Source organism: Acidovorax sp. Root267, from assembly GCF_001429215.1.
Lineage (GTDB): Bacteria > Pseudomonadota > Gammaproteobacteria > Burkholderiales > Burkholderiaceae_C > Acidovorax > Acidovorax radicis.
Window position 1 is genome coordinate 55,966 of sequence record NZ_LMJC01000001.1, and the last position, 22,928, is coordinate 78,893.

General features: G+C 66.8%; 18 protein-coding genes. 5 read left to right on the forward strand and 13 right to left on the reverse strand.

What is annotated here, in order from left to right:
• Nucleotides 1-52: 52 nt before the first annotated feature.
• Both ASE39_RS00240 and ASE39_RS00245 read right to left on the reverse strand, forming a co-directional pair.
• On the reverse strand, nt 53-1,267 hold the full coding sequence (locus ASE39_RS00240; RefSeq protein ID WP_057269845.1) for a CaiB/BaiF CoA-transferase family protein: 1,215 nt from the start codon (nt 1,265-1,267) through the stop codon (nt 53-55).
• 22 nt (nt 1,268-1,289) lie between these two features.
• Nucleotides 1,290-2,216 (reverse strand): hydroxymethylglutaryl-CoA lyase, encoded by a 927-nt coding sequence (locus tag ASE39_RS00245; protein ID WP_140426676.1) that lies wholly within the window; start codon nt 2,214-2,216, stop codon nt 1,290-1,292.
• A 190-nt stretch (nt 2,217-2,406) separates the two neighbouring features.
• Between ASE39_RS00245 and ASE39_RS00250 the strand changes: the two genes are divergently transcribed.
• The 3 genes from ASE39_RS00250 (at nt 2,407) to ASE39_RS00260 (ending at nt 4,328) form a co-directional block, all read left to right on the forward strand.
• Nucleotides 2,407-3,312: a LysR family transcriptional regulator gene (locus tag ASE39_RS00250; RefSeq protein ID WP_057227082.1), complete on the forward strand. Its 906-nt coding sequence runs from the start codon at nt 2,407-2,409 to the stop codon at nt 3,310-3,312.
• Nucleotides 3,313-3,514: 202 nt separating this feature from the next.
• Nucleotides 3,515-3,823, forward strand: a complete 309-nt coding sequence (locus tag ASE39_RS00255) for a winged helix-turn-helix transcriptional regulator (RefSeq protein WP_010464095.1) — start codon at nt 3,515-3,517, stop codon at nt 3,821-3,823.
• A 145-nt stretch (nt 3,824-3,968) separates the two neighbouring features.
• Nucleotides 3,969-4,328 (forward strand): FKBP-type peptidyl-prolyl cis-trans isomerase, encoded by a 360-nt coding sequence (locus ASE39_RS00260; protein WP_010464094.1) that lies wholly within the window; start codon nt 3,969-3,971, stop codon nt 4,326-4,328.
• Nucleotides 4,329-4,447: 119 nt separating this feature from the next.
• Here the strand turns inward: ASE39_RS00260 and ASE39_RS00265 are convergent, their stop codons facing one another.
• The 4 genes from ASE39_RS00265 to ppsA form a co-directional block, all read right to left on the reverse strand.
• Nucleotides 4,448-4,960 (reverse strand): hypothetical protein, encoded by a 513-nt coding sequence (locus tag ASE39_RS00265; protein ID WP_057227080.1) that lies wholly within the window; start codon nt 4,958-4,960, stop codon nt 4,448-4,450.
• Nucleotides 4,961-5,135: 175 nt separating this feature from the next.
• The gene (locus ASE39_RS00270; RefSeq protein WP_010464090.1) at nt 5,136-7,226 is read right to left on the reverse strand and encodes a VC_2705 family sodium/solute symporter; all 2,091 of its coding nucleotides are present in this window, start codon (nt 7,224-7,226) and stop codon (nt 5,136-5,138) included.
• Nucleotides 7,219-7,572: a DUF4212 domain-containing protein gene (locus ASE39_RS00275; protein WP_010464087.1), complete on the reverse strand. Its 354-nt coding sequence runs from the start codon at nt 7,570-7,572 to the stop codon at nt 7,219-7,221. Before ASE39_RS00275 ends, ASE39_RS00270 begins: the two co-directional genes overlap by 8 nt.
• 66 nt (nt 7,573-7,638) lie before the next feature.
• On the reverse strand, nt 7,639-10,029 hold the full coding sequence (ppsA, locus tag ASE39_RS00280) for a phosphoenolpyruvate synthase (RefSeq protein WP_057227076.1): 2,391 nt from the start codon (nt 10,027-10,029) through the stop codon (nt 7,639-7,641).
• A gap of 264 nt (nt 10,030-10,293) precedes the next feature.
• On the opposite strand from ppsA, the gene ASE39_RS00285 reads away from it, so the two are divergent.
• Complete coding sequence (locus ASE39_RS00285) at nt 10,294-11,115, forward strand: pyruvate, water dikinase regulatory protein (RefSeq protein ID WP_010464085.1); 822 nt, start codon at nt 10,294-10,296, stop codon at nt 11,113-11,115.
• Nucleotides 11,116-11,703: 588 nt separating this feature from the next.
• Nucleotides 11,704-11,925 carry a hypothetical protein gene (locus tag ASE39_RS00290; RefSeq protein WP_241777007.1) on the forward strand — a complete coding sequence of 74 codons (222 nt, stop codon included), beginning with the start codon at nt 11,704-11,706 and terminating at the stop codon, nt 11,923-11,925.
• A 135-nt stretch (nt 11,926-12,060) separates the two neighbouring features.
• On the opposite strand, the gene ASE39_RS00295 is transcribed toward ASE39_RS00290, so the two are convergent.
• The 7 genes from ASE39_RS00295 to ASE39_RS00325 form a co-directional block, all read right to left on the reverse strand.
• The gene (locus ASE39_RS00295; protein ID WP_057269847.1) at nt 12,061-15,273 is read right to left on the reverse strand and encodes a hypothetical protein; all 3,213 of its coding nucleotides are present in this window, start codon (nt 15,271-15,273) and stop codon (nt 12,061-12,063) included.
• Between the two features lie 522 nt (nt 15,274-15,795).
• Nucleotides 15,796-16,194 (reverse strand): hypothetical protein, encoded by a 399-nt coding sequence (locus ASE39_RS00300; RefSeq protein WP_057269848.1) that lies wholly within the window; start codon nt 16,192-16,194, stop codon nt 15,796-15,798.
• A 47-nt stretch (nt 16,195-16,241) separates the two neighbouring features.
• Nucleotides 16,242-19,361: an efflux RND transporter permease subunit gene (locus tag ASE39_RS00305; RefSeq protein ID WP_057269849.1), complete on the reverse strand. Its 3,120-nt coding sequence runs from the start codon at nt 19,359-19,361 to the stop codon at nt 16,242-16,244.
• Between the two features lie 10 nt (nt 19,362-19,371).
• The gene (locus tag ASE39_RS00310) at nt 19,372-20,493 is read right to left on the reverse strand and encodes an HlyD family efflux transporter periplasmic adaptor subunit (protein ID WP_057269850.1); all 1,122 of its coding nucleotides are present in this window, start codon (nt 20,491-20,493) and stop codon (nt 19,372-19,374) included.
• On the reverse strand, nt 20,490-21,047 hold the full coding sequence (locus ASE39_RS00315) for a hypothetical protein (protein WP_029414106.1): 558 nt from the start codon (nt 21,045-21,047) through the stop codon (nt 20,490-20,492). The genes ASE39_RS00310 and ASE39_RS00315 overlap by 4 nt, the downstream gene beginning before the upstream one ends.
• 42 nt (nt 21,048-21,089) lie before the next feature.
• A complete protein-coding gene (locus ASE39_RS00320; protein ID WP_140426649.1) occupies nt 21,090-22,304 on the reverse strand; it encodes a TolC family protein in 1,215 nt (404 codons plus the stop codon).
• A 186-nt stretch (nt 22,305-22,490) separates the two neighbouring features.
• On the reverse strand, nt 22,491-22,871 hold the full coding sequence (locus tag ASE39_RS00325; protein ID WP_035198253.1) for a hypothetical protein: 381 nt from the start codon (nt 22,869-22,871) through the stop codon (nt 22,491-22,493).
• Nucleotides 22,872-22,928 lie beyond the last annotated feature (57 nt).

A 22,928-nucleotide genomic window follows, 5' to 3' on the forward strand; every position in this document is an offset into this window, starting at 1 on the left:
TCGAATGCCAGGCGCAGATCTCCACAGGGAGATGCCGGGTCCTTCAACCCGCTCAGGCCACGGCATGCTTTTTTTGCAGGGCCCGCACCTCTTCGGGTGTGTAGCCCAGCTCTTCCATCAGCGCTGCGGTGTGCTGCCCCAGCACCGGCGGCTGCAGGCGCACGCCCAGCCGCTTGCCGTCCATGCGCAGCGGGAACAGCGTGGTGCGTGCGGTCTGCCCAGCCCGTTCGCCATCGGGCAGGGTGATGTCGGCCAGGCCTCCCGTGGCGTTCAGGTGCGGGTCGTCAAACAGCTGCTCGGGCCGCGAAATGGGAGCAAAGGGCAGGCCGTGTTTTTCAAAAACCGCCGCCAGCTCGGCAGCGCTGTAGGCGGCCAGACGCTGGCGCAGGTCGGGCATCAGCGTGGCACGGGCGCGCACGCGGTCGTTGTTGGTGGCCAGTTGCGGGTTCGCCTTGAGGTCGGAAAACCCCATGGCGTCGCAAAAGGTGGTCCATTGCGCATCGCTCACCGCAGCCAGGAAAATCTGCTCGCCATCCTTCACGCTGAACACGTCGTACAGCGCCCACGACGAAATGCGGTCGGGCATGGGGGCCGCCGGTTTGCCGGTGACGGCGTACTGCATCATGTGCTGGCCGACCAGAAACACGTTGTTCTCGAACAGGGCGGAGTCCACCTCCTGCCCCCGCCCGGTGATGCCACGCTGCATCAGGGCCGCCATGGCACCAATGGCACCGAACATGCCGCCCATGATGTCGTTCACGCTGCTGCCGGCGCGCAGCGGATCACCCGGCCGCCCCGTCATGTAGGCCAGGCCGCCCATCATCTGCACCACCTCGTCGAGCGCAGTGCGGTGCTCGTACGGGCCGGGCAGAAAACCGGTGTGGTTCACATAGATGAGGCGCGGGTTCAGCGGGCTCAGGGCCGCGTAGTCCAGCCCGTACTTGGTCATCACGCCGGGCTTGAAGTTCTGCGCCACCACGTCGGCCGAGGCGGCCAGCTTGCGTGCCACCTCCAGGCCCTCGGGGCTGCGCAGGTCGAGCGCGATGCTCTTCTTATTGCGGTTGAACATGGGAAAGAAGCCCGCGCCCGCACCCAGCAGATGGCGCGTGCGGTCGCCGTCCACGGGCTCGACCTTGATGACCTCGGCGCCCAGGTCGGCCAGCACCATGCCGCAGGTGGGGCCCATGACCATGTGGGTGAACTCCACCACACGCAGGCCTTCGAGCGGCAGGCGGGGGGACGAGGGTGCGGGTGGTGTGTCGTTCATGTTCGGAGAATGGATAAGAAGATCAGGCCGTTGCTGCCTCTCGCAGCACGGTGCGTGCGGCATTCTGCGGCAGCCCGGCCTGCCACAGCGTTCCGTGCAGGGTCTCGCCTTCCAGCCAGCCGGCCACGCGCTGGCGCAGCGCCAGCAGCGCGGCCACGTCGATGCCGGTGGCAACGCCCATGCGCTCCAGCATGAACACCAAGTCTTCGGTGGTGACATTGCCGCTGGCGCCCGGCGCATGCGGGCAGCCGCCAATGCCGGCCAGGCAGGCGTCAAAACGCGTGATGCCCACCTGCCACGCGGCGTAGGCGTTGGCCAGCCCCATGCCACGGGTGTCGTGGAAATGCGCGCACCACAGGCGGTCGCCCACCAGCGCGCGGGCCTTCTCGAACAGGCGGGCCACCCAGGCCGGGTCGGCATAGCCCACGGTGTCGGCCAGGCTCACGCGGTCGGCCCCGGCATCCAGCAGGGCCTGCATCAGGCGCAGCACCTCACTCTCGGGCACCTCGCCCTGCAGCGTGCAGCCAAAGGCCGTGCCCACGCCCCCCTCGATCAGGCAGCGGCTGCCGCTGGCGTCGCGCAGCGCACGGATGCGGGCCACCTCGGCCACCACCGCATCGGGTGTCTTGCGCAGGTTGGCCAGGCTGTGGGCATGGCTGGCAGACAAGGGCACCACCATCAGGCCAGCACCACATTCGAGCGCGCGCTCGGCGCCTTTGTAGTTGGGCACCAGCACTGAGGCCAGCAGGCCCGGCAGGGTTTTGGCATGCGCCAGCACTTCGGCGGTGTCCGCCAGCTGGGGCAACAGGCGGGCGGGCACGAAGGAGCCCACTTCGATCTCGCGCTGGCCTGCAGCGTAGGCAGCGTTGATCCATTCGATCTTGTGCGCGGTGGACACCAGGGTGGCGATGCTCTGCAGGCCATCGCGCAAGCCCACTTCGCGCACCACGGCCCGAGCGGAGGCGCCATCGGGCGCGGCGTGGGTCGCGGGAAAAACAGAGTGTGTGCTCACGGGTTGTCTCCGGCTGGGTGTGTTCTTGCGGTCATTCTAGAAATTCCAGAAAGAATCAGAAAATACATCTCGGAAGCCATATGATTCCCAAACGGAATATCACACCCATTCCGTCGAAAGGGATGTCATGCGCGATCTCGACCTGCAAACCCTGCGGCTCTTTGCCGCCGTGTGCGAGCAGCGCAGCATTGCGCGCGTGGCCGAGCAGGAGTCCATCGTGGGCTCGGCCATCAGCAAGCGGCTGGCCCAGCTGGAGGACACGGTGGGCACAGCGCTGCTGGTGCGCAAACGGCGCGGCGTGGTTCCGACCCCGGCGGGGGAAACGCTCCTGGAGCACGCGCGCACCATGCTGGCCAGCGTGGGCCAGATCGAGCGCGACATGGCCGCCTATGCCACCGGCACCCGGGGCCATGTGCGCATGCTGGTCACCGCGTCGGTCATGGCCGAATCGCTGGCCGACGATGTGGCTGCCTTTCTGCAAGACCCGGCGCACCGCGACATCCAGGTGAGCCTGGAGGAGCGCGTGAGCCCGGACGTGGTGCAGGGCATCCGCGACGGCAGCGCCTCCATCGGCATCTGCTGGGACGCGGCCGACCTCACGGGCCTGGAAACCTGCGCCTACCGCACCGACCACCTGGCCGTGGTGGCCCATGCGCTGCACCCGGTGGCCCAGCACCAGAGCGTGCGTTTTGCCGACGTGCTGGACCATGAATTCGTCAGCATGCCCGCGCTGAGCGCGGTGCAGGTGCTGCTGGCGCGCGCTGCAGCCGTGGAGGGAAAAATGCTGGCGCACCGGGTGCTGGTGTCCAACTTCGACGCTGCCTTGCGGGTGGTGCGCGCCAACCTGGCCATCAGCGTCGTGCCGCGCGAAGTGGCCCTGCCCTTTGCGCAAACCGCCCCCGTTCGGGTGATTCCGCTGAGCGATCCATGGGCCCAGCGGCGTTTTGCCATCTGCTACCGCAGCGCCCAGATGCTGGCCCCCGCCGCACAGTTGCTGGTCAGCCACCTGGCGGGGCTGGGCCGCCAGGAATGACTGACTCCAACCGTGGCCCTGCTGCAACAGTTTGACTTGTAACACGGGTTTTTCGGGGCGTAGCGCATGTGTGGTGTGCGTTCTGAGCTACTAAACTTGTAGCAAAATGGGTTCCGCGCTATAGTCTCAGCGCATCAGCGGGCCCGGCATTCGCCCACCCGAATGAAAATTTGATCCAACACTTGCGCGAGGAGAAGCGTCCATGAGCTCCAAAGAAAATGCCGCCATCAACCAGTTGTTCGAGCGGCTCGAATGCCGTTACGCACTGCGCGTGCTGTGGGCCCTGAAGGACGGCCACCCCCAGACGTTCCGCCTGCTGCAGGACAGCGTGGGGGGCATCACCCCCAACACGCTCAACACCCGCATCAAGGAACTGCGCGAAGCCGGTTTTGTAGACCACGGCAGCGACGGTTACACCGTCACCCCTTCGGGCGCCGACCTGCTCAAGCGCCTCTCGGACGTGCAAGCCTTCGCCACCCGCTGGGTCGCTGGCCGCGCCAAAAAGGCCTGAAGCCACACCCCTGCTCCACCCTGGGAAAAGCCCCGCCGGACCTCCGAGCGGGGCTTTCGTTAAAATAGGGGTCAAAAATGCTTTTGACGCTTGTCTATCAAGCGCAGATAGCTATATTTTTAATAGCAAACAAGGAATTTCATCCATGGCATTGACCACCACCGCATCCGGCCTGCAATACGAAGACACCACCGTGGGCGAAGGAGCCGAAGCCACCAAGGGCCAGAACGTGTCGGTGCACTACACCGGCTGGCTGTACAACAACGGCGAGCAAGGTGCCAAGTTCGACTCCAGCCGCGACCGCAACGACCCCTTCGAGTTCTCGCTGGGCGGTGGCATGGTCATCAAGGGCTGGGACGAAGGCGTGCAGGGCATGAAGATCGGTGGCCAGCGCACCTTGATCATTCCTGCCGCCCTGGGCTACGGCGCACGCGGCGCGGGCGGCGTGATTCCACCGAACGCCACGCTCAAGTTCGATGTGGAACTCCTGAAGGTCGGCCGCTAAGGCCTGCAGCTCCGGCCAGTTTTGGCCAGGGGATCAAAAAAGGCGGCTACCAAGCCGCCTTTTTCATTGCTGTGCGGCGGTGGGAAGCCTCCTCCTCGCCAGCAATCGGCTCCCACGCATCAATCAAAAAGCGCCTTGTCGAGCCGTGCGAACTTCGCATCCCCCACGGCCTCCCGGATCTTCGGGGCCAGCGTCGCCAGGTCCTCGAAACTACCCGCCCCTTCCACGGCCAGATTCAACCGGAATCCCCGCAAGCCCATGCCCGCCGTCAATTCAGTGGCAATCGGATAGGCCGCTTCATAACGCTCTTTCGGTGTGCGCCCGGAACCCTCCACGGGAGATGCCACCGTGCCCAGATCCATGGCAGCCGCTGCCGATGCATCTGCCTCTGAAACGGGCTGGCTGGCCGCAGACGCAGGCAAGGAATGCCCCGACAGTGGCGCCAGCAACCCCTGGGCAATCATGGCCTGAACATCGTCCTGCGTGATGCCCATGGCGGCCGTGGCCGCCAGAATCTCGCCCGTGGAACGTTTTCCGTCAAAAAGAATGAAAGCCGAGCGCTGGCGCGAGCTGAGGCTGCCGCGCCGATCCTTGAGCGCTTCTTGCCCTGCCGGCGTTTTGACGAGAACCATGAATCTCCTTGAACTGAAACGGAACAACAGGGGAATGCCGCAGGACAACCCTACGGCCGGCGAGCCCCTGGAAGCCCAGATTCTCACGTTTGTACACCATTGGTCATCAGGGTTTACGCACAACCACGGCGACCCCGCGCGCAAGGCGCACGTTTATCACGCGATCTTGTGCCCGCTACATCTCGGACCGGATGCGCGGCAGATCCGGTGCGGGCCGCGTCAACCAGCTCACCACCACCGCCACCGCCAGCCCGGTCGGCACGCCAAACACGCCGGCCGAGATGGGCTGGATGCCAAGCCAGAGCCCGTCCGCCAGCATCCAGCTGGGCAGCGCGCGCATGGCGGACACATGCGAAAGCATGTAATACACGGCCACGCCAAGCCCTGCCACCATGCCGGCCACCGCGCCCTGCCGCGTGGTGCCGCGCCAGAAGATGCCCAGCACCATCACCGGCACAAAAGCCGATGCGGCCAGCGAGAACGACGCCGACACCATGGGCAGAATCTCGGAGGGTTTGAGCGCCGCGACAAAAGCCGCCGACAAGGCCACCGCCAGCAAGGCGAACTTGCTCAGAATCACACGCTGCTCGGGCGACGCCTCGCGTTTGGCATCCTGAAAATACAGATCGCGGACCAGGGCATTGCTGATGGTGAGCAAAAGCCCATCGGCGGTAGACAGCGCCGCCGCCAACCCTCCCGCCGCCACGAGGCCGGAGACCACATAGGGCAGCCCCCCCAGTTCTGGCGTGGCCAGCATGATGAGGTCGGCCCCCAGCCGGATCTCGCCAAACTGCACGATTCCGTCGCCATTCACATCTTCTACCGACAGCAGCGAGGCATCGACACGCGCCCACTGGGCCATCCAGTTGGGCAAGGCCTCGAAACTGCTGCCCACGAGGTTCTGCATGACCTCGAACTTCACCAGCACCGCCAGCGCCGGCGCGCTCAGGTACAACAAGGCGATGAAGAACAGCGACCATGCCACCGACGCGCGCGCCGCCGACACCGTGGGCGATGTGTAGTAGCGGGTGAGCAGGTGCGGCAGGCCCGCCGTGCCCACCATCAGACAGAACATGAGCGCCAGGAAATTGCGGCGCGTCAGCTCGTATTCGCGCTGTTCCTCGGGCGTGCCTTGCGGGTCGCCCACATACGCCTGGCTGTGCAAGGGCAAGCCGCCCAGGGGACGGGCGCGTTCGTAGTTCTCGCGCATCTCGCGGGTCCAGCGTTCGCGGGCCGCAGCAGCATCACGCGGCAGGGCCGCCAGCTCGCGGCTGGCCGAGACGATCAGGCCCACATCGGCGTTCTGGGTGCGCAGCGCACGAATGCGCTCGCGCCCTTTCTCGCGCTCACGCTCCAGGGCGCCCTCCACATCACGCAGCCGGGCCTCGAAATCCTGGGCGCGACGCAGGTAGGTCTGCACCACCTGGTGCTCTGCAGGGGAGTCGAGCAACTGCGCCTCCAGATCAGCGATCTTGCTGATCTGCTCGCCATAAACCAGTGGTGCCAGCGGGTTGCCAAGCTGCTTGTAGGCCAGCCAGGACACCGGGATCAGGAAGGCCAGCAGCAGCACCACATACTGCGCCACCTGTGTCCAGGTGATGGCGCGCATGCCCCCCAGAAACGAGCACAGCAGGACCCCGCCCAGGCCGAGCATGATGCCGATCTCGAACTGCACGCCAGTCAGGCGCGAGGCAATCAGCCCAACGCCATAGATCTGCGCCACCACATACGTGAAAGAACACAGCACGGCGGCCAGCGCAGCAATCATGCGCGGCCACCGGCCGCCAAAGCGCACATGGAAAAAATCGGGCACGGTGTACAGGCCCATGGCGCGCAAGTGCGGTGCAATCAGCATCGCCACCAGGCAGAAACCACCCGTCCACCCCAGCAGATAGGCCAGCCCTCCGGCCTGCCCCGGCGTGCCCGAAAAGCCCTGCAGGTAGAGCGCCCCCGACAGGCTGATGAACGACGCGGCACTCATCCAGTCTGCCGCCGCCGCCATACCGTTGTACATGGGCGGAATGCGCCGGCCAGCCACGTAGTATTCCTCCGGGTCGGTGGTGCGGCCATAAACGCCGATACCCGCGTAGACCATCACCGTGAGGAACAGGAAAATAGGGCCGATCCAGTGCCGCGAGAGCCCCTGGTGCTCCGCCCAGGTCATCAGTGCCAGGAAGGCCAGCACCCCCGCTACGTACAGCGCAAAGATGCGGTGCAGCCGCCACAGATAGGCCCGGTCTGCGCCAGAAGAAATGTGGTCAGCCATGGGAGCGAGACGCATCGCCCGGGACCACTTCAGCAGCGGCCGTGGCTGCACGGTGCTCTGCGTCCTGGCGCTCGAACCGGTTCATGGCCCAGCCATAAGCCACCACGATACCGATGAACACCAGCACTGCCCCCTGGGCCGCGATCCAGTAGCCCAAAGGCCAGCCCCCAAAAACCAGCACCTGCAGGTCTCTGGCGAAATAGGTGGCACCAAACGATACCAGCGCCCACAGCAGCAGCAAGCCGGCCTTGAGCTTCAGGTGCCGCACATCGTGCAGATCGGGCGGGAACGGGCCCGCCATTTCGGCATCTGCAGAACGTGGGGGCTGCTGCGTCGGCGCTTGCATCACGGGCACGGCATCACGGACGCTGTGGGAAGTGGTGCGGATGGCGCATGGCAGCCCCCGAGGGCATCAACCTGCCAGTTGCTGCCAGGTCGCGATCACGCTGTCCGGGTTGAGCGAGATCGAAGAGATCCCCTCCTTGGCCAGCCACTGTGCAAAGTCAGGGTGGTCGCTGGGGCCCTGGCCGCAGATGCCGATGTACTTGCCCTGGGCCAGGCAGGCCTTGATGGCCTGGTGGATCAGCGCCTGCACGGCGGGGTCGCGCTCGTCGAAGTCCTGCGCCAGCAGCTCCAGGCCCGAATCGCGATCCAGGCCCAGGGTGAGCTGGGTCAGGTCGTTGGAGCCGATGGAGAAGCCATCGAAGAACTCCAGAAAGCGATCCGCCAGGATGGCGTTGCTCGGCACCTCGCACATCATGATGACCTTGAGGTCGTCCTTGCCACGCGAGAGGCCGTGGGTGGCCAGCAGCTTGGTCACGCGCTCGGCCTGGCCCAGCGTGCGCACGAAGGGCACCATCACCTGCACGTTGGTCAGGCCCATGTCGTTGCGCACGCGCTTCAAGGCCTCGCATTCCATCGCAAAGGCTTCGCCGAAGTCTTCGCTGATGTAGCGCGCCGCGCCGCGGAAGCCCAGCATCGGGTTCTCTTCCTCGGGCTCGTAGCGGCTGCCGCCAATCAGCTTGCGGTACTCGTTGGACTTGAAGTCCGAGAGGCGCACGATAACCGGCTTGGGCCAGAAGGCGGCGGCAATGGTGGCCACACCTTCGGCCACCTTGTCCACGTAAAAAGCGCGGGGGCTGGCATGGCCACGGGCCACGGATTCGACGGCCTTTTTCAGATCGGCGTCGATCTGGGGATAGTCGAGGATGGCTTTGGGGTGCACACCAATGTTGTTGTTGATGATGAACTCCAGCCGCGCCAGGCCCACGCCTTCGTTGGGCAGCTGGCAGAAGTCGAAGGCCAGCTGCGGGTTGCCCACGTTCATCATGATCTTGGTCTTGATGGGGGGCATGGCGCCGCGCTGCACTTCCGTCACTTCGGTCTCGAGCAGGCCGTCATAGATACGACCCGTGTCGCCCTCGGAGCAGCTCACAGTGACCAGCGTGCCGTCCTTGAGCAGCTCGGTCGCGTCACCACAGCCCACCACGGCCGGAATGCCCAGTTCGCGCGCAATGATGGCGGCGTGGCAGGTGCGGCCGCCGCGGTTGGTGACGATGGCGCTGGCGCGCTTCATCACGGGTTCCCAGTTGGGGTCGGTCATGTCGGTCACCAGCACATCGCCGGGCTGGACCTTGTCCATCTCGGAAATGTTGTGCACCAGGCGCACCGGGCCGGTGCCAATCTTCTGGCCAATGGCGCGGCCTTCGGCCAGCACGGCGCCCTGGCCCTTGAGCTTGTAGCGCAGCTCGGCCTGGCCCTTGGCCTGGCTCTTCACGGTTTCAGGGCGGGCCTGCAGGATGTAGAGCTGGCCGTCGGTGCCGTCCTTGCCCCACTCGATGTCCATGGGGCGGGCGTAGTGCTGCTCGATCACCAGGGCATAGCGCGCCAGCTGCTCCACGTCGGCATCGGTCAGCGAGTAGCGGTTGCGCTGTTCAGTGGGCACGTCCACCGTCTTGACGAGCTTGCCGCTGGCGGCCTTTTCTTCGGGCGTGGAGAACACCATCTGGATCAGCTTGCTACCCAGATTCCGGCGGATCAACGCCTTCTTGCCCGCCTGGAGCATGGGCTTGTGCACATAGAACTCGTCGGGGTTCACGGCGCCCTGCACCACCGTCTCGCCCAGGCCATAGCTGCTGGTGATGAAGACGACGTCTTCGAAGCCGGACTCGGTGTCGATGGTGAACATCACGCCCGCAGCGCCCAGGTCAGAGCGCACCATGCGCTGTACGCCGGCCGACAGGGCCACCACATCGTGTTCAAAACCCTTGTGCACGCGGTAGGAAATGGCGCGGTCGTTGTACAGCGACGCGAACACTTCCTTCATCTTGTGCATGACTTCGTCGATGCCCACCACGTTCAGGAAAGTCTCCTGCTGGCCAGCGAACGATGCGTCAGGCAAATCCTCGGCCGTGGCGGACGAGCGCACGGCAAACGAGGCAGCGGGGTTGCCAGCGCTCAACTTGGCAAATTCGTCGGCAATGGCTTTTTGCAGGTCGGCCGGGAAAGGCTGGGCCTCGACCATGGCGCGGATTTCTGCGCCCACGGCGGCAAGCGCACGCACGTCTTCGGTGTCCAGGCTCTTGAGCTTGGCGCTGATCTTGTCAGCCAGGCCGTCGTAGGCCAGGAACTCGCGGAACGCGTGGGCGGTGGTGGCAAAGCCCGTAGGCACCCGAACGCCCTGCGGCAGTTGGGAGATCATCTCGCCGAGGCTGGCGTTTTTACCGCCTACGGCCTCGACATCGGTCATTCTCAGGTTTTCAAACGGTACGACCAGGGCGGTCGGGCTGAAAAGTGCAGACATGGGAAAGCTCCAGAAGTTGAAACCGGGTCTGCGCGCCCGCCCCCTTGGAGCGATGGGCGAGCGGCCATGCACAGGCTGCAGCTTTGTCGTTGTGGTTGTAGGCCGACGGTGTGCATGGTGAGAATTGGATAATTGTGACAATTGTAGGCCCGCGCATCTGGCAACGGGCTGACGCTTTCACGCGACTTACGCAAATGGGGCCATCACCACTTCTTTGTGGTGGCAACCCTGCTGGCGCAAGCCGCATCCAAAAAAAGGGGCTCCATGCACTCGCGCACCGTATTTTTTGTCTCTGACGGCACCGGCATCACTGCCGAAACCTTCGGCAACGCCATCCTGGCCCAGTTCGAAATGAAGCCGCGCCATGTGCGCCTGCCCTTCATCGACACCGTGGACAAGGCCCACCAGGCCGTCCGGCAGATCAACCACACCGGCGAGGTCGAGGGCAAAAAGCCCGTGGTCTTCACCACCCTGGTCAATATGGAGGTGCTCAAGGTCATCCAGGAAGGCTGCAAGGGCATGCTGCTGGACATGTTCGGCACCTTCGTCCACCCGCTGGAAGAAGAACTGGGCATCAAGTCCCACCACCGCGTGGGTCGCTTCAGCGACGTGAGCCGCAGCAAGGAATACACCGACCGCATCGAGGCCATCAACTTCAGCCTGGCCCACGACGACGGCCAGAGCAACCGCGACCTGGCCGGTGCCGACGTGATCCTGGTGGGGGTGAGCCGCAGCGGCAAGACGCCTACCAGCCTGTACCTGGCCATGCAATGTGGCCTGAAAGCCGCCAACTACCCGCTGATCCCCGAGGATTTCGAGCGCCGCCAGTTGCCGCCTGCGCTGGTGCCGTTCCGCAGCAAGATCTTTGGCCTGACCATCAGCCCCGACCGCCTGGCCGAAATCCGCGCCGAGCGCCGACCCAACTCCCGCTACGCCAGCCTGGAGAACTGCCGCATGGAAGTCTCCGAAGCAGAGGCCATGATGCGGCGGGCGGGCATCCGGTGGTTGTCCACCACCACCAAGTCCATCGAAGAGATCGCCACGACCATCCTCCAGGAGATCCGGCCGGAGCGGCTGGTGTATTGAGGGCGGTGACGGTCGGTGCCTGCAGCAAGGTGACCGGTATTTTCAGGGAAAATGGCACCTTGCGCTCTATCCACGAGCATTTATAGCTATCAATAGCAGAGCAAAATCACTCCGTATTCGCTGCGTCCAAGATGACTGATGAAGGGCGGAGGCTGACCGCCCGCAGTTCGTCATCATGGCCCCGAGCACAAGCCAAGGAAGCGCATGTGTGCTGCGTGGGCCGATTCGACACGCAGGTGGTCACCCCCAGGGGAACCATCGCCGGTGGCGCTCGCGACCTGCGGCCCGCGGCCCGCGGCGGGCGCCACAGCCGCCTGCCGGCGTTCCCCCATCGCCAGCCCTGGAAGCGTGGCAACCCCCAACACGTGCGACACTGCGGGCCCCGCAGGACCATGGACGTTTCTGGCCCATGGGGCTTTTCGCGGCCGAGCGAGTCTTTGAACAGGCTCCACCTCAGGCTCCCACCCGCACCTCGGCCGCGCCACATGGCGGCACGGCACACCCCCCTCTTTCATCGGGCCACCGCCCATCGCTCATCCCACCCGGAGTTTTCTTTTGAAAAAATCGCCAGCCCTCAAAGTTGTTTTAGTGACCTTGATAGCCGCCACGGTAGTGACCCTGTATGTCGGCAAGCGCTGGTATGACTATGTGAGCAAAGCGAAGTCGCCCTACGACGAGGTGGGCATCGAACTCAACTCCAGAGCACCGGAACCACTCAACCGCTGGGGCTGCGCCCAGTTGCAAGAACGCTTTGCCAACGCGGTACCGCCCTACGGGTGCGCTACCGGCAACGGCCGCCAGTGGAAATAGGGCAAAGTCGCAGCACGCACAGGCAGGTAAAAAAAGCCTGATCCAAAGACATTGAACCCCATCCGTGGCATGCCCGCGTATGGCCTCACCAAGACTTGCTTGGTGCGGCCCAGCGGGCCACAGCCTGCCCGCAGATCACCAGCGCAGCGGCGCGGCTTCGGCGTCCCAGAAGATCCAGCGGCGCAGCTCCACATAAGGCGAGTTGCCGATGGAATACCGATCCATCTCCGTCTCTGACCGCTGCAACAGCACCAGGTAGCCGCCGTAACTTCCCACGAGCAGCAGGCTGCCATCCGGCGATACCTCTACCGCGCTGATCGTGCTGCCGATGTGGTGGCGCCACAGCGCCTTGCCGGCGTCGTCGCGGGCATGCAGGTAGCCATGGGCATCGCCCACGATCACCATGCCCGGCAGGGTGGCCGATGCGTAGACGCGCCATTCTGAGTCGATCAGCGTGCCCTCGCTGTCCTGCGCATCGTCCACGCGGCTCGCCACGGTGCAGCCGTTGTAGAAATGGCAGGAGTTGGCCCACAGCAGCGCGCTGTCGTGCGAGAAGCGGGTGTGGTGCGGGTAGTCGTCGGTGAACAGCGCACGCAGCACCTTGCCCTGGGCGTCGAGCAGGATGTGCCTGCTGTCCTGGTCGCCCAGGGCAATGTGCCGTTCGTCGGGCGAGAGCGCCATGTGCAGCATGCACAGCGCCAGCTGGCGGGGGCCGGTGTTCTCCCTTTCGTCCTCGCCGCCGTCCCCATCGTCGTCTCCGTCCCCGTTCTCATCTTCGTTGTCGTCATCGTCGTCGCTCTCCCCCACCTCCTGCATCTGGTTCTTGGGCCAGCTGTAAGGGCCGTCCTCGTCGAACTCCTGCGGGTGGATGCGCTGCACGCCGGCGGGCGTGAGCAGGTACACCCCCGTGGGGTTGCGCAGCAGAGCGCGCTGGCCGTCGTTGAAGGGGATGACTTCATCGCAGCGCTGGCCCAGCTCGCCTGCGGCGAGGCCCAGCGATGCGGGCAGCCCTTCGTTGCCTTGCGGCAGCGGCAATTGCGCGATCTGTGGCCCGCCAAAGCCCTGGTGCGTGGTGATATGGGTGCCGTCGCTCAGCGCAAAACAGCGCCCGTCGTGCGAGCGGCCCAGGCCCTTGAGCGCGGGCAGCGGCGTGAGCGCCGGGCCCTGCAACCGCACCCAGCGCGCGTCATCGCTGTGTTCCGCTCCGATGCGCGCCACCACACCATCGCCATCGGGCAGCCAGAACACCGGGCCGATGGACGGCCCCTGGTCGGCCGCCAGGTGCACATAGGCATCGGGGGCAAAGGCAAAGCGCTGGCGAAACCGTTCGGTAAGGGCCTCGTCCGCATGGCGGTTCACCACCCGGGCCAGCTGCAGCACGGTGGCGGCGCTGGCCTTGCGCGGGTCGTCGGGCAGTGTGTCGTTCGGGCCGTTCCGCCCGGCGCCTTCATCGTTGTCCCAACCTGGTGCCTGGTAGCCAGCCGCTTCGGCTGCAGCGGCGGCTGCCTGCTCCGCGAGCTGGTAGGCGCGGATGGCCGCCACATAGGCTTGGCCGCCGGCCTGCCACTCCTCGGACAGTGCCAGCAATTCGGGCGGGAACACGGCCTCATCCGGCAAGCCATGGGCCAGTGGCTGCGTAGCCAGCAGGTGCACCGCAGCCTCTATGCGCCGGGCCTCGGCTTGCGCGGCGCGCTCCTGGGCCTGCTCGGCCAGTTGTTCGGCATACGCCTGCAGCAAGGGCGCCTCCACCATGCCATACAGGCGCAGCAATCGCGCAATGTGGTCGGCAGCGCCACACGGCAACGGCGGGCGGTTTTCGCTTTGCCGCTGGCTGTAGGTGAACTCCACCGGCTCCCGGCCCTCGCCCGGCCTGTCAATATCAATCTGGTAAGCGCCATGGGCGTCGTGCTCCGCGTCGCCGGGGGCATCCTCGCCGTTCTCCCAGCTCACATCGAGCGCGCGGCACCAGAACTCACCTTCATGCATGCCAGGCTGGCGCGCGCCCACCCACACGTCGTCAAACCAGGTGCCGCGCTTGTCGGCATCCCACCAGTCGTTGTACTCCTCCGTGAATACGGGCAGCTGGGTGAAGCGCTCAATGCGCTTTGTTGTGATCTCTGCCTTCAATCGCCGGTACAGCGGGTAGCCCGCGCGCGACTGGCCCACGGCCCGGCGCACATAGTCGATCACGCCGCGCCAGGCCTGGGTGCAGGCCTCGTGCGCCTCTGGATCGGCGGCTTCGTCCAGCCCCCTCCAGTCGCCGGCCACGCCATCGTCGTAGGGGCGGTACAGCACAGACAGTCGCTCGGCCACTGGCACCGCTGGCACCACTGGCGCGGGGCGCTGCAGCTTGCCAGCCACCCGCCCTGGCCGCCGGGTTGGGGGCGCAGGTTCTTGAACGACCCCCATGTAGAAGTCCCAGGTCTTCCACACCGTCATGTACACCCTGTCGTCGTGCGGGTTTCCATCCCCGTCCACGTGGCGGCGGCACAGTGAAAAATGGGTCTGCCCAAACCAATCGCGGACATGGTGTTCCTCGGGCGCCAGCGCGTCAGAGTTCACCGCAGCCAGGATGTTGGCCACGCTGATGGCCTCGTCCGCAAACAGATCGGAAGCCAGGGGCAGGTCGTTGTGGATGTCACTGCTGCTGCGCACAGGGCTCTCGCCGCTGCGCACGGCGGCCACCACACGATCACGATCGAACAGCTCGGCCAAGCCGCCCTCTCCATCGTCGATGCCGTTGAAGAACCCTGGCGCAAACACCAGGCCCGCAGCCTCGCTCGAAAACTCCACGAGGCTGGGCACACCCCGCACCTCATCGAGCAAAAACTCCACGTCTTCCCCGCCAGCAAGGTGCAAGGCATAGGCTTCGGTGAAAAGCGCCACACGCGCCGACAACCCACCGTTCACCCGCAACTCCCCCGGCTCGCCATCGCCCCATAGCAACCCGTGGACCTGCAACGCACCCTGCACGTGCAACAGCTGTCCCCCCACCACGGCGTGCGCCACCTGCACGCTGCCAAGCACGACGAGGTGGCTGGACCCGTGGGTGTCGCTGGAGGTCAGCGCACCATCGATCTGCAGGTTGCCCTCGATGAGGATCAGGCGCACCCCACCGGGGGGTGGTCCTTTTGCGCCGGAGGTGGCCTGCGCCAGGGCCCGCATGGCACCGCCGGCTTGCAAGGGGGTGTCCAGCGAAAGCTCGGACCAGTGCACGTCGCCCGTCACCCAGGCCACGGTGGCATCGGCCCAGGCATCTGGCTCCGAACTCAGGAGCTCGGCCATCGGACCGTCAACGGGAAGCAGATGGGCCACATCGGCCAAAGTGACAAAACGCAGGATGGGCATGGTGCAGAGAAGGCGTTGTGCGCCGAACAAACGTTGAACAGGCCTTCACGGGAGGAAGGCCTTCGTTGGCGCCAGGCGCTGATGAATGGATGGAGCCCACAGAGTTTTTGTCACCCGCAACCGCCCGCACAGGCCCGCGGACGGTTGTGTGGTCTCTGGGGCGAATGACCTGGCTTGGCTTAGCCTAACAGCGACCGTGTGTCTCACCTGTTGTTATTTCAGCGACCGATGCACACGGGGAGACTGCTCTCAGTCCGCCGTCCAGCGCTGGATCGTCCGGCGGTTGCTCCGACTGCGCACATCGACCGCCGAAGCCGCGTGGTAAAGCCCTGCAAGACGGTTGCCCTGCAGGCTCCTCTCAAAATAGCATTTGCTTCTATTTTGATAGCTATCAGCGCATTCCTGATAAGCGCTATGGCCGTATTTTTTCTAAAAATTCGAGGACTACGGTGCGAGGCGCCCAGCGCAGCAGCGAAAACAGACACACACCGCTGCTGGCAGGCCCCTTTTCATCCGTTCCGCTTACTTCACCACAAACCGCACGTTGGCCGCCTTCTTGCCCGGCAGCGCGACCAGCGCCACCACCTTCGTGCCCGCCGCCACCTTGAACGCGCCCTTGCCTTCCAGTTTTCCCTCGCCTGTGGACACCAGCATGGCTTCGGATTTTTCGATGCCGTTGAGCAAGGTGAGCTTGGCACTCACGCCTTCGGTCTTGGCCGGCTTTCCGTGGTCGCGCAGGTGCAGCGTGATCACGTCCGGCTTGGCCACCAGTTCGTAGTCCATGTCATTGGCTTCGACCACGATGCCGCCGTGCAGCGGCTTGTGTTCGTGGCCATGGGCGTGGTCGCCTGCGGCGAAGGCGGTGCTGGAAAGAGAAACCGTGAGCGCCAGGGCGGCGCAAAGACGGGTTGTGGTCTGCATGGTGAACCTTTCAAAGGGTGGATGGAAAACATGGAGGAATCGAAACATCAGAACGCCTCGGCGTTCTTCTCGTCGAGCAGTCGCTCGGCATCGCGGCGGCCGAACAGCCAGAACAGGGCCGGGGTCAGGAAGGTATCGAGCAGGGTCGAGCTGATCAGGCCCGAGAAGATCACCACCGCCACCGGGTGCAATATCTCGGTGCCGGGGCGCTCGGCCTCCAGCAGCAGCGGGGCCAGGGCGAAGGCCGTGACCAGGGCCGTCATGAGCACGGGGGAGAGGCGTTCGAGCGAGCCGCGCACGATCATGGCGTGGTCGAAGTTTTCGCCTTCCACGCGCATCAGGTTCAGGTAGTGGCTCACCTTCAGAATACCGTTGCGCACCGAGATGCCCGCCAGCGTGATGAAGCCGATCAGCGCCGCCACCGACAGCGGCTGGCCCGAGATCCACAGCCCCAGCACGGCCCCCACCAGCGCCAGCGGGATGTTGGCCATGATCAGCGCCGACAGCGTGGCAGAGCGGTAGCGCGTGTAGAGCACCACGAACATCAGCACCAGCGAGACGATGGCCAGCATGCCCACCAGGCGGCTGGCCTCCTCCTGCGCCTGGAACTGGCCGCCCAGGGTGATGAAGTAGCCGTCCGGCAGGCGCGTCTCGCCCACCACCTTGCGGATGTCGGCCACCACGTCGGACAGCGCCCTGCCCTGCGCGTTGGCAGACAGCACGATGCGGCGCTTGCCATCGTCGCGGCTGATCTGGTTGGGCCCGTCGCCGTCCTCGATGGTCGCCAGGCGCGACAGCGGCACCCGCCCGCGCGGGGTCTCGATCATGATCTGCGCCAGGCCCTCGATGGAGCGCGCGCTCTCGGGCAGGCGCACCACCAGCGCAAAGCGGCGGCTGCCCTCCACGATCTGCGTGACTTTCTCGCCCTCCACCAGGCCCTGCAGCGTGGCCAGCACCTGCGCGGCCGGCACGCCGTACTGGGCGGCTGCGGCATGGTCCACGCGCACGGTGATCTGCGGCGCCAGCACCTGCTTTTCGACCTCCAGGTCGGCCAGGCCGTCGATGCTGGCCAGGCGCGCGCGCAGCGCATCGGCCTGGCCGCGCAGGGTGTCGAGGTCTTCGCCGAAAAGCTTGATCGCGATCTGCGAGCGCACGCCCGACAGCATGTGGTCGATGCGGTGCGAGATGGGCTGGCCGATGGCAATGGCCGCCGGCATCTGCGCCAGCCGGCTGCGGATGTCGGCCTGCACCTCGGCCATGCTGCGTTTGAGCTCAGCCGCGGGCAGCAGGCCCACGTCGAGCTCGCTCACGTGCACGCCCTCGGCATGCTCGTCGAGCTCGGCGCGCCCGCTGCGCCGGCCCACGTGCGTGACCTCGGGCACCTGGCGCACCAGCACCTCGGCCTGGCTGGCCAGCGCGGCCGACTCGGCCAGCGTCACGCCCGGGTTCAGGCGCATGCCGATGAGCAGCGTGCCCTCGTTGAAGGGCGGCAAAAAGGTGGTTGGGAAAAACGGCACCGCCGCCACCGACAGCACCACCGCCACTGCGCTCACGGCCATGGCGATGCGCGGGTGTGCGAGCACGCCGGTGAGCCCGCTGCGGTAGCGCGCCTTGAGCCAGGCCACCACGCGTGTGTCGCCATGATCGAGGTTCTTCATCCGCGGCAGCAGGTAGAAGGCCAGCACCGGCGTGACCGTGACCGACACCAGCAGCGAGGCCACGGTGGAGACGATGAAGGCGATGCCCAGCGGCACGAACAGCCGCCCCTCGATGCCCGGCAGCGCAAACAGCGGCAGGAACACCAGCACGATGATGGCCGTGGCGTAGAGGATGCCCGAGCGCACCTCCATCGACGCGAGCTTGACCACCTCGATGGGGTGCAGCCGGTGGTTCGGGTGCTTGGCGCGGTCCATCTTCAGGCGGCGCAGCACGTTCTCCACGTCCACCACCGCGTCGTCCACCAAGCCGCCGATGGCGATCGCCAGGCCGCCCAGCGTCATGGTGTTGATGGACAGGCCGAAGTACTTGAACACCAGCGCCGTGATGAAGATCGACACCGGGATGGCCGTGAGCGCGATCACCGTGGGCCTGAGCGTGCCCAGGAACACGAACAAAATCACCGCCACGAACACCGAAGCGCCCATGAGCTTGCCCTGCAGCGTGGTGACCGAGGCCTCGATGAAGCTCGCCTGGCGGAAGGTGACGCGCGGCGCCTCCATGCCTTCGGGCAGCGACTTCTTCAAATCACCCAGCGCCGACTCAATGCTGCGTGTGAGCGCGATGGTGTCCGCCGTGGGCTGCTTCTGAATGCCCAGGATCACGGCCGGCTTGCCCTCGAAGCCCGCGTCCCCGCGCTTGAGTGCTGCGGCGAAGGTCACCTCGGCCACCTGCCGCAGCAGCACGGGCTGGCCGTTCTTCGCGGTGAGCGCCAGGTTCTGCAGGTCTTCCAGGCGCGAGGTGCGGCCCAGGTGGCGGATAAGGTACTCCCGCCCGTTGAGCTCCAGAAAACCGCCCGAAGTGTTGCTGGAGAAGCCCTTGAGCGCCCCCGTGAGCTGGTCGTGCGTGATGCCCAACTCCGCCATGCGCGCCGTGTGGGGCTGCACCTGGAACTGGCGCACCTCGCCGCCGATGGGGATCACCTGGGCCACGCCGGCAATCGCCAGCAGGCGCGGGCGCAGCACCCAGTCGGCGTACTCGCGCACAGCCATGGGCGTGGTGCGCTGCACGTCGATGGGGATCGCCACCTGCATGATCTCGCCCATGATGGAGCTGATGGGCCCCATGCGCGGCGTCACGCCCACGGGCAACCCTTCTTCCATGGACGACAGGCGCTCGGACACCATCTGGCGCGCGCGGAAGATGTCCGTGCTCCAGTCGAAGGTGACGTAGATGAAGGACAGGCCCGCGCTGGAGGTGGAACGCACGCTCTCCACGCCGGGCAGGCCGTTCATGGTCGTCTCCAGCGGGAAGGTGATGAGCTGCTCCACCTCCTCGGCGGCCATGCCGCCGGCCTCGGTCATCAGCGTGACCGTGGGCTTGTTGAGGTCGGGGAACACGTCCACCGGCGTGCGCGAGAGCGTGAAGGCGCCATAGGCCATGAGCACGCCGGCCGCGATGAGCACCAGCAGCCGGTTGGCCAGGCTGTTTTCGAGGAGCCACTTGAACATTGCGGCTCCCTCAGCGGACCTGGTTGATCAGCGTGGCGCCCTGCGTGGCCACGCGGTCACCGGCCTTCAGGCCCGAGGTCACGGCCACCGAGGCACCGTCGAGCGGCACATACGTGACCACGCGCGGCACAAAGCGCTCGGGCGACTCCTTGACCCAGACGATGGTCTGGTTGGCGGGGTTGCGCAGCAGCGAGGCCACCGGCACCTGCACGCCCGCGGCCTGCTCGGTGGATTGCACGAACACGCGCACCGGCTGGCCCAGGGCCAGGGTGCCAAGCACCGCCGAATCGCCGGCAAACTGCAGCGGCAGCGCCTGCTCGCGCAGGCTGCGCGCTGCCCCGAGGAAGCGCAGCGGCACGCGCTGCCCGCCCACGGCCAGCGCGGCACCGGCCACGCTGTGGGCCTGGGCCGTGTCGTAGGCCAGGGCCTCCACGCGCAGGCGCGCCGGGTCGACCACCTCGAACAGCAGCTCGCGCGCATCCACCACCTGGCCCGCCACGGCATTGGCCGAGGCGATCACACCCGAGACCGGTGCCACCAGCGCATCGCGCGTGGACAGGCCGGCACCCACCGCGCCCAGGCGCTGGGTGAAGCTATGCAGCTCGCTCTCGGCCGCCTCGATGTCCTTGCGCGGCACGGTGTCGGCCAGGTCCTTCAAACGCGCCACGCGCCGTGCCGCCAGGTCGCGCCCCGCGCGCAGCTCGGCCTGCTGGGCCAGTTGGTTGGAGCGCTCGATGGCACCCGCCGTCGGCACCACATAGGCCAGAACCTCGCCCTTGCGCACGGCCTGGCCCACGCCGGGCAGGCCTTTGGGGCCCGCCTCCAGCCGGCCGGCCAGCGCGGCCTGCACCTTGCCGCCGGCGTTGGGGTCCATCACCACCGTGCCAGCCAGCTCGAAGGCCTTGGGGTGCTGGCCTTCGGCGGCCACCAGCGTGCGCACGCCCAGCTGGCGCTGCGCGGGCTTGGGCAGGAACACGCTGCCATCGGGCTGGCGCTTGGGACCATTGCCGTCGGCAGCAGGTGGGGCATCGCCATGGTCATGGCCTTCGCCAGCGCGCGCCAGCAACGGGGCGCACAGCACAGCGGCCACCAACAGGGCTGCGACGGAATGGAGAGCGGTCAGCCGCTTCATGCTGCACCTCCCAGGCGCTGAGTGCGCGCGGTGCGGCCACGCCGCAAGCCCCATACCGCTGCCAGGGCCAGCAACACGACAGCCACGGCGCCGGCTACCAGCGCATTGCGCCGGCCCGTGGGCTCGGCGTGGGCATGCGCCGCAGCATGCACGTCGATCTCGCCGGCCAGCAGGTCGGTGTCGGTGCCGGCCACCACGGTGGCGGTGACGGGGCTTGCGCCCTCGGCCAGCGGAGCGGCCAACGCAGCCTGGAACTCGCCGTCCGCCACGCGGGTCACGGGCACGCGCGTGCCGGCAATGTCGAGCTCGAGCTGCGCCTCCTTCACCGGGCTGTTGTCGCCCGCATGGTCGAGGTAGAGCGCCAGCTTTTGCCCATCGAGCACTCCCACCAGCTCGAACAGGTCGGAGGTGGCGGCAAAGCGCGGCATCGCAGGGCCGGCTGCAGTGGCGGGGGCTTCGCCATGGTCATGCCCCGCATCGGCCAAGGCTGCCGGCGGCACGAGGCCCAGCACCAGGGCCAGGCCCAGTGTGGAAAAGAGAGAGAGGAGTTGCATGGTGATTACAAAAATGGGGGGGGGTGAATGGAGGCTTTGCGCTCACTGCGGCAACAGGCCCAGGGCCTGGCGCAGGGTGGAGACGGCGGCGGCGGCATCGATGCGGGCGCGTGCCCACTGGCGCTCGGCCTGCACGGCTTCGAGCTCCACGCGCAGGCGCGTGGGCCAGTCTGCCTCGCCCAGGCGGAAGGCCTTGTCGATGAAGTCGCGCGTGTCGCGCGCCAGGGCTGCATGGCGGGCCATGGCCTCGCGCTGGGCCTGGGTAGCCTTCACACGCGCCGCAGCGGCGGCCACGTCGGCCGCGAGGCGGTCCTGCTCGGCGCGGGCGCGCACCTCGGCATCGAGTGCGTCGGCTCGGGCCGCTGTCTCTTTGGTGCGCGCACGGTCGCCACCGCCCAGGGGCACGCGCACGCCGACGGTGAAGCTTTGCAGATAGCGGTCGCCGGCCTGCTCGCGCCCGCGCGTGGCGGCCACCGTCAGCTCGGGGTTGGCGCGCGTCTGCACGGCGGCCAGGTCGGCGGCGCGGCGCGCCACTGCGGCCTGGTCCTGCCAGTCGGCCACCGCCGGGTGGTCGGCGGGCAGGCCGGGCGCTGGCAGGGCTTCGGCCTCGGGGTCTGCGCCGTCGGCCAGCACCACGTTGCCGCCCCAGGCCGCCAGGGCTGCCTGCGCCACATCGCGCGCGCCCATGGCTTCGGCCACAGCGGCCTCGGCCTGGGCCACGGCGCCGTCGGCCTGGGTCTGGTCGGCACGGGACATGTCGCCCGCCTTGAAGCGGCGTGCCACATCGGCCGCCAGGCGCTGTGCGTTCTGCAGCCGGTCCTGCGCCAGGCCCAGTTCTGCCTGCGCGCGCTGCAAGGCCCACCAGGCTTCGCGCACAGTGGCGGCAAGCTGCAGCTGCGCGGCCAGGCGGCGGCTTTCCACGGCCTTGATCTCGGCGTCGCCCAGTGCGGCCTTGCGCGCTCGCTCTCCGGGCAGCCACAGCGGCAGGGCCACGCCCACCTCGTACTCGCGGCTGCCCTGGTTGCTGCCGGGGCGGTCGCTCTTGCGCGACAGTTCCAGCGCGGCGGGCTCGGCCGTCCAGGTGTCGGCACCGCTGCGTGCAGCCTGTGCGGACTCGCGTCGCAGGGCGGCCGACTGCGCCTCGGGCTGGCGCTCCCAGGCCCTGTCGAACAAGGCTTTGAGCGTGAGCGGCGGCGGCGGCGACCGGGCCAGCGCGGCACTGCCGGCCAGCGCCCATGCCAGGGCTATAGCGGCCATGCGCAGCCGCGGTGTGTGCTTGGTTCTTCTCTTTCGTTGCATCCGATTCCTCTGCAGTGGCCGGAGGCCACGGGGTTGAAATCGGCAAGGCACGACACCCGGCACGCATGCACGCGCGCACCGCTGCTGCCCGCCAGGGCAGCGTGGAATCGTCAGGAAGGGGCTACCCGCAGCCCGCCTCGCCGCTCAGGCGAGGACGGACCAGTTGGGGCGTTCGGGGCGGGAAAGCGGGGGATGCACCCAGGCCGGAGCCATTTGGGGCGCAGGACGGCTCACCGAGACCACGATGGCCTGGGCGCTCGCGCTCAAGGCCATGCCGCTGCCCACGCCGTGGCAGGCATGGCAGTCCATGTCCGCCGTGCCGGAGGTGGCGAGGCCCATGTGGTCCGGTGTCTCGCTCGCCAGGGAAGGCGCCGCATGCGCACCATCGGCCTGGTGCTCGTGCACGTGGTGGCCGAAGTGCGATGCCTGCGGCGCTGCCTCGTGCCCGCAGTACGGCGATGCCGCGGCCCAGATGGACTGGAGCGGCATGAACAGCAGCAGGAAGACGAGAAGCAGGCGGCGCATGGTGTGCGCGCATTCTAGTGACAAGATGGCGCGGCGCAGCATGCGCCACTGCGCATA

Excerpts from the sequence above, each read along its gene's own strand:
- ASE39_RS00240 (WP_057269845.1), bottom strand. The coding sequence starts at position 1,267 with ATGAACGACACACCACCCGCACCCTCGTCCCCCCGCCTGCCGCTCGAA.
- ASE39_RS00250 (WP_057227082.1), top strand. The coding sequence starts at position 2,407 with ATGCGCGATCTCGACCTGCAAACCCTGCGGCTCTTTGCCGCCGTGTGC.
- ASE39_RS00255 (WP_010464095.1), top strand. The coding sequence starts at position 3,515 with ATGAGCTCCAAAGAAAATGCCGCCATCAACCAGTTGTTCGAGCGGCTC.
- ASE39_RS00260 (WP_010464094.1), top strand. The coding sequence starts at position 3,969 with ATGGCATTGACCACCACCGCATCCGGCCTGCAATACGAAGACACCACC.
- ASE39_RS00265 (WP_057227080.1), bottom strand. The coding sequence starts at position 4,960 with ATGGTTCTCGTCAAAACGCCGGCAGGGCAAGAAGCGCTCAAGGATCGG.
- ASE39_RS00270 (WP_010464090.1), bottom strand. The coding sequence starts at position 7,226 with ATGGCTGACCACATTTCTTCTGGCGCAGACCGGGCCTATCTGTGGCGG.
- ASE39_RS00275 (WP_010464087.1), bottom strand. The coding sequence starts at position 7,572 with ATGCAAGCGCCGACGCAGCAGCCCCCACGTTCTGCAGATGCCGAAATG.
- ppsA (WP_057227076.1), bottom strand. The coding sequence starts at position 10,029 with ATGTCTGCACTTTTCAGCCCGACCGCCCTGGTCGTACCGTTTGAAAAC.
- ASE39_RS00285 (WP_010464085.1), top strand. The coding sequence starts at position 10,294 with ATGCACTCGCGCACCGTATTTTTTGTCTCTGACGGCACCGGCATCACT.
- ASE39_RS00295 (WP_057269847.1), bottom strand. The coding sequence starts at position 15,273 with ATGCCCATCCTGCGTTTTGTCACTTTGGCCGATGTGGCCCATCTGCTT.
- ASE39_RS00300 (WP_057269848.1), bottom strand. The coding sequence starts at position 16,194 with ATGCAGACCACAACCCGTCTTTGCGCCGCCCTGGCGCTCACGGTTTCT.
- ASE39_RS00305 (WP_057269849.1), bottom strand. The coding sequence starts at position 19,361 with ATGTTCAAGTGGCTCCTCGAAAACAGCCTGGCCAACCGGCTGCTGGTG.
- ASE39_RS00310 (WP_057269850.1), bottom strand. The coding sequence starts at position 20,493 with ATGAAGCGGCTGACCGCTCTCCATTCCGTCGCAGCCCTGTTGGTGGCC.
- ASE39_RS00315 (WP_029414106.1), bottom strand. The coding sequence starts at position 21,047 with ATGCAACTCCTCTCTCTCTTTTCCACACTGGGCCTGGCCCTGGTGCTG.
- ASE39_RS00320 (WP_140426649.1), bottom strand. The coding sequence starts at position 22,304 with ATGGCCGCTATAGCCCTGGCATGGGCGCTGGCCGGCAGTGCCGCGCTG.
- ASE39_RS00325 (WP_035198253.1), bottom strand. The coding sequence starts at position 22,871 with ATGCGCCGCCTGCTTCTCGTCTTCCTGCTGCTGTTCATGCCGCTCCAG.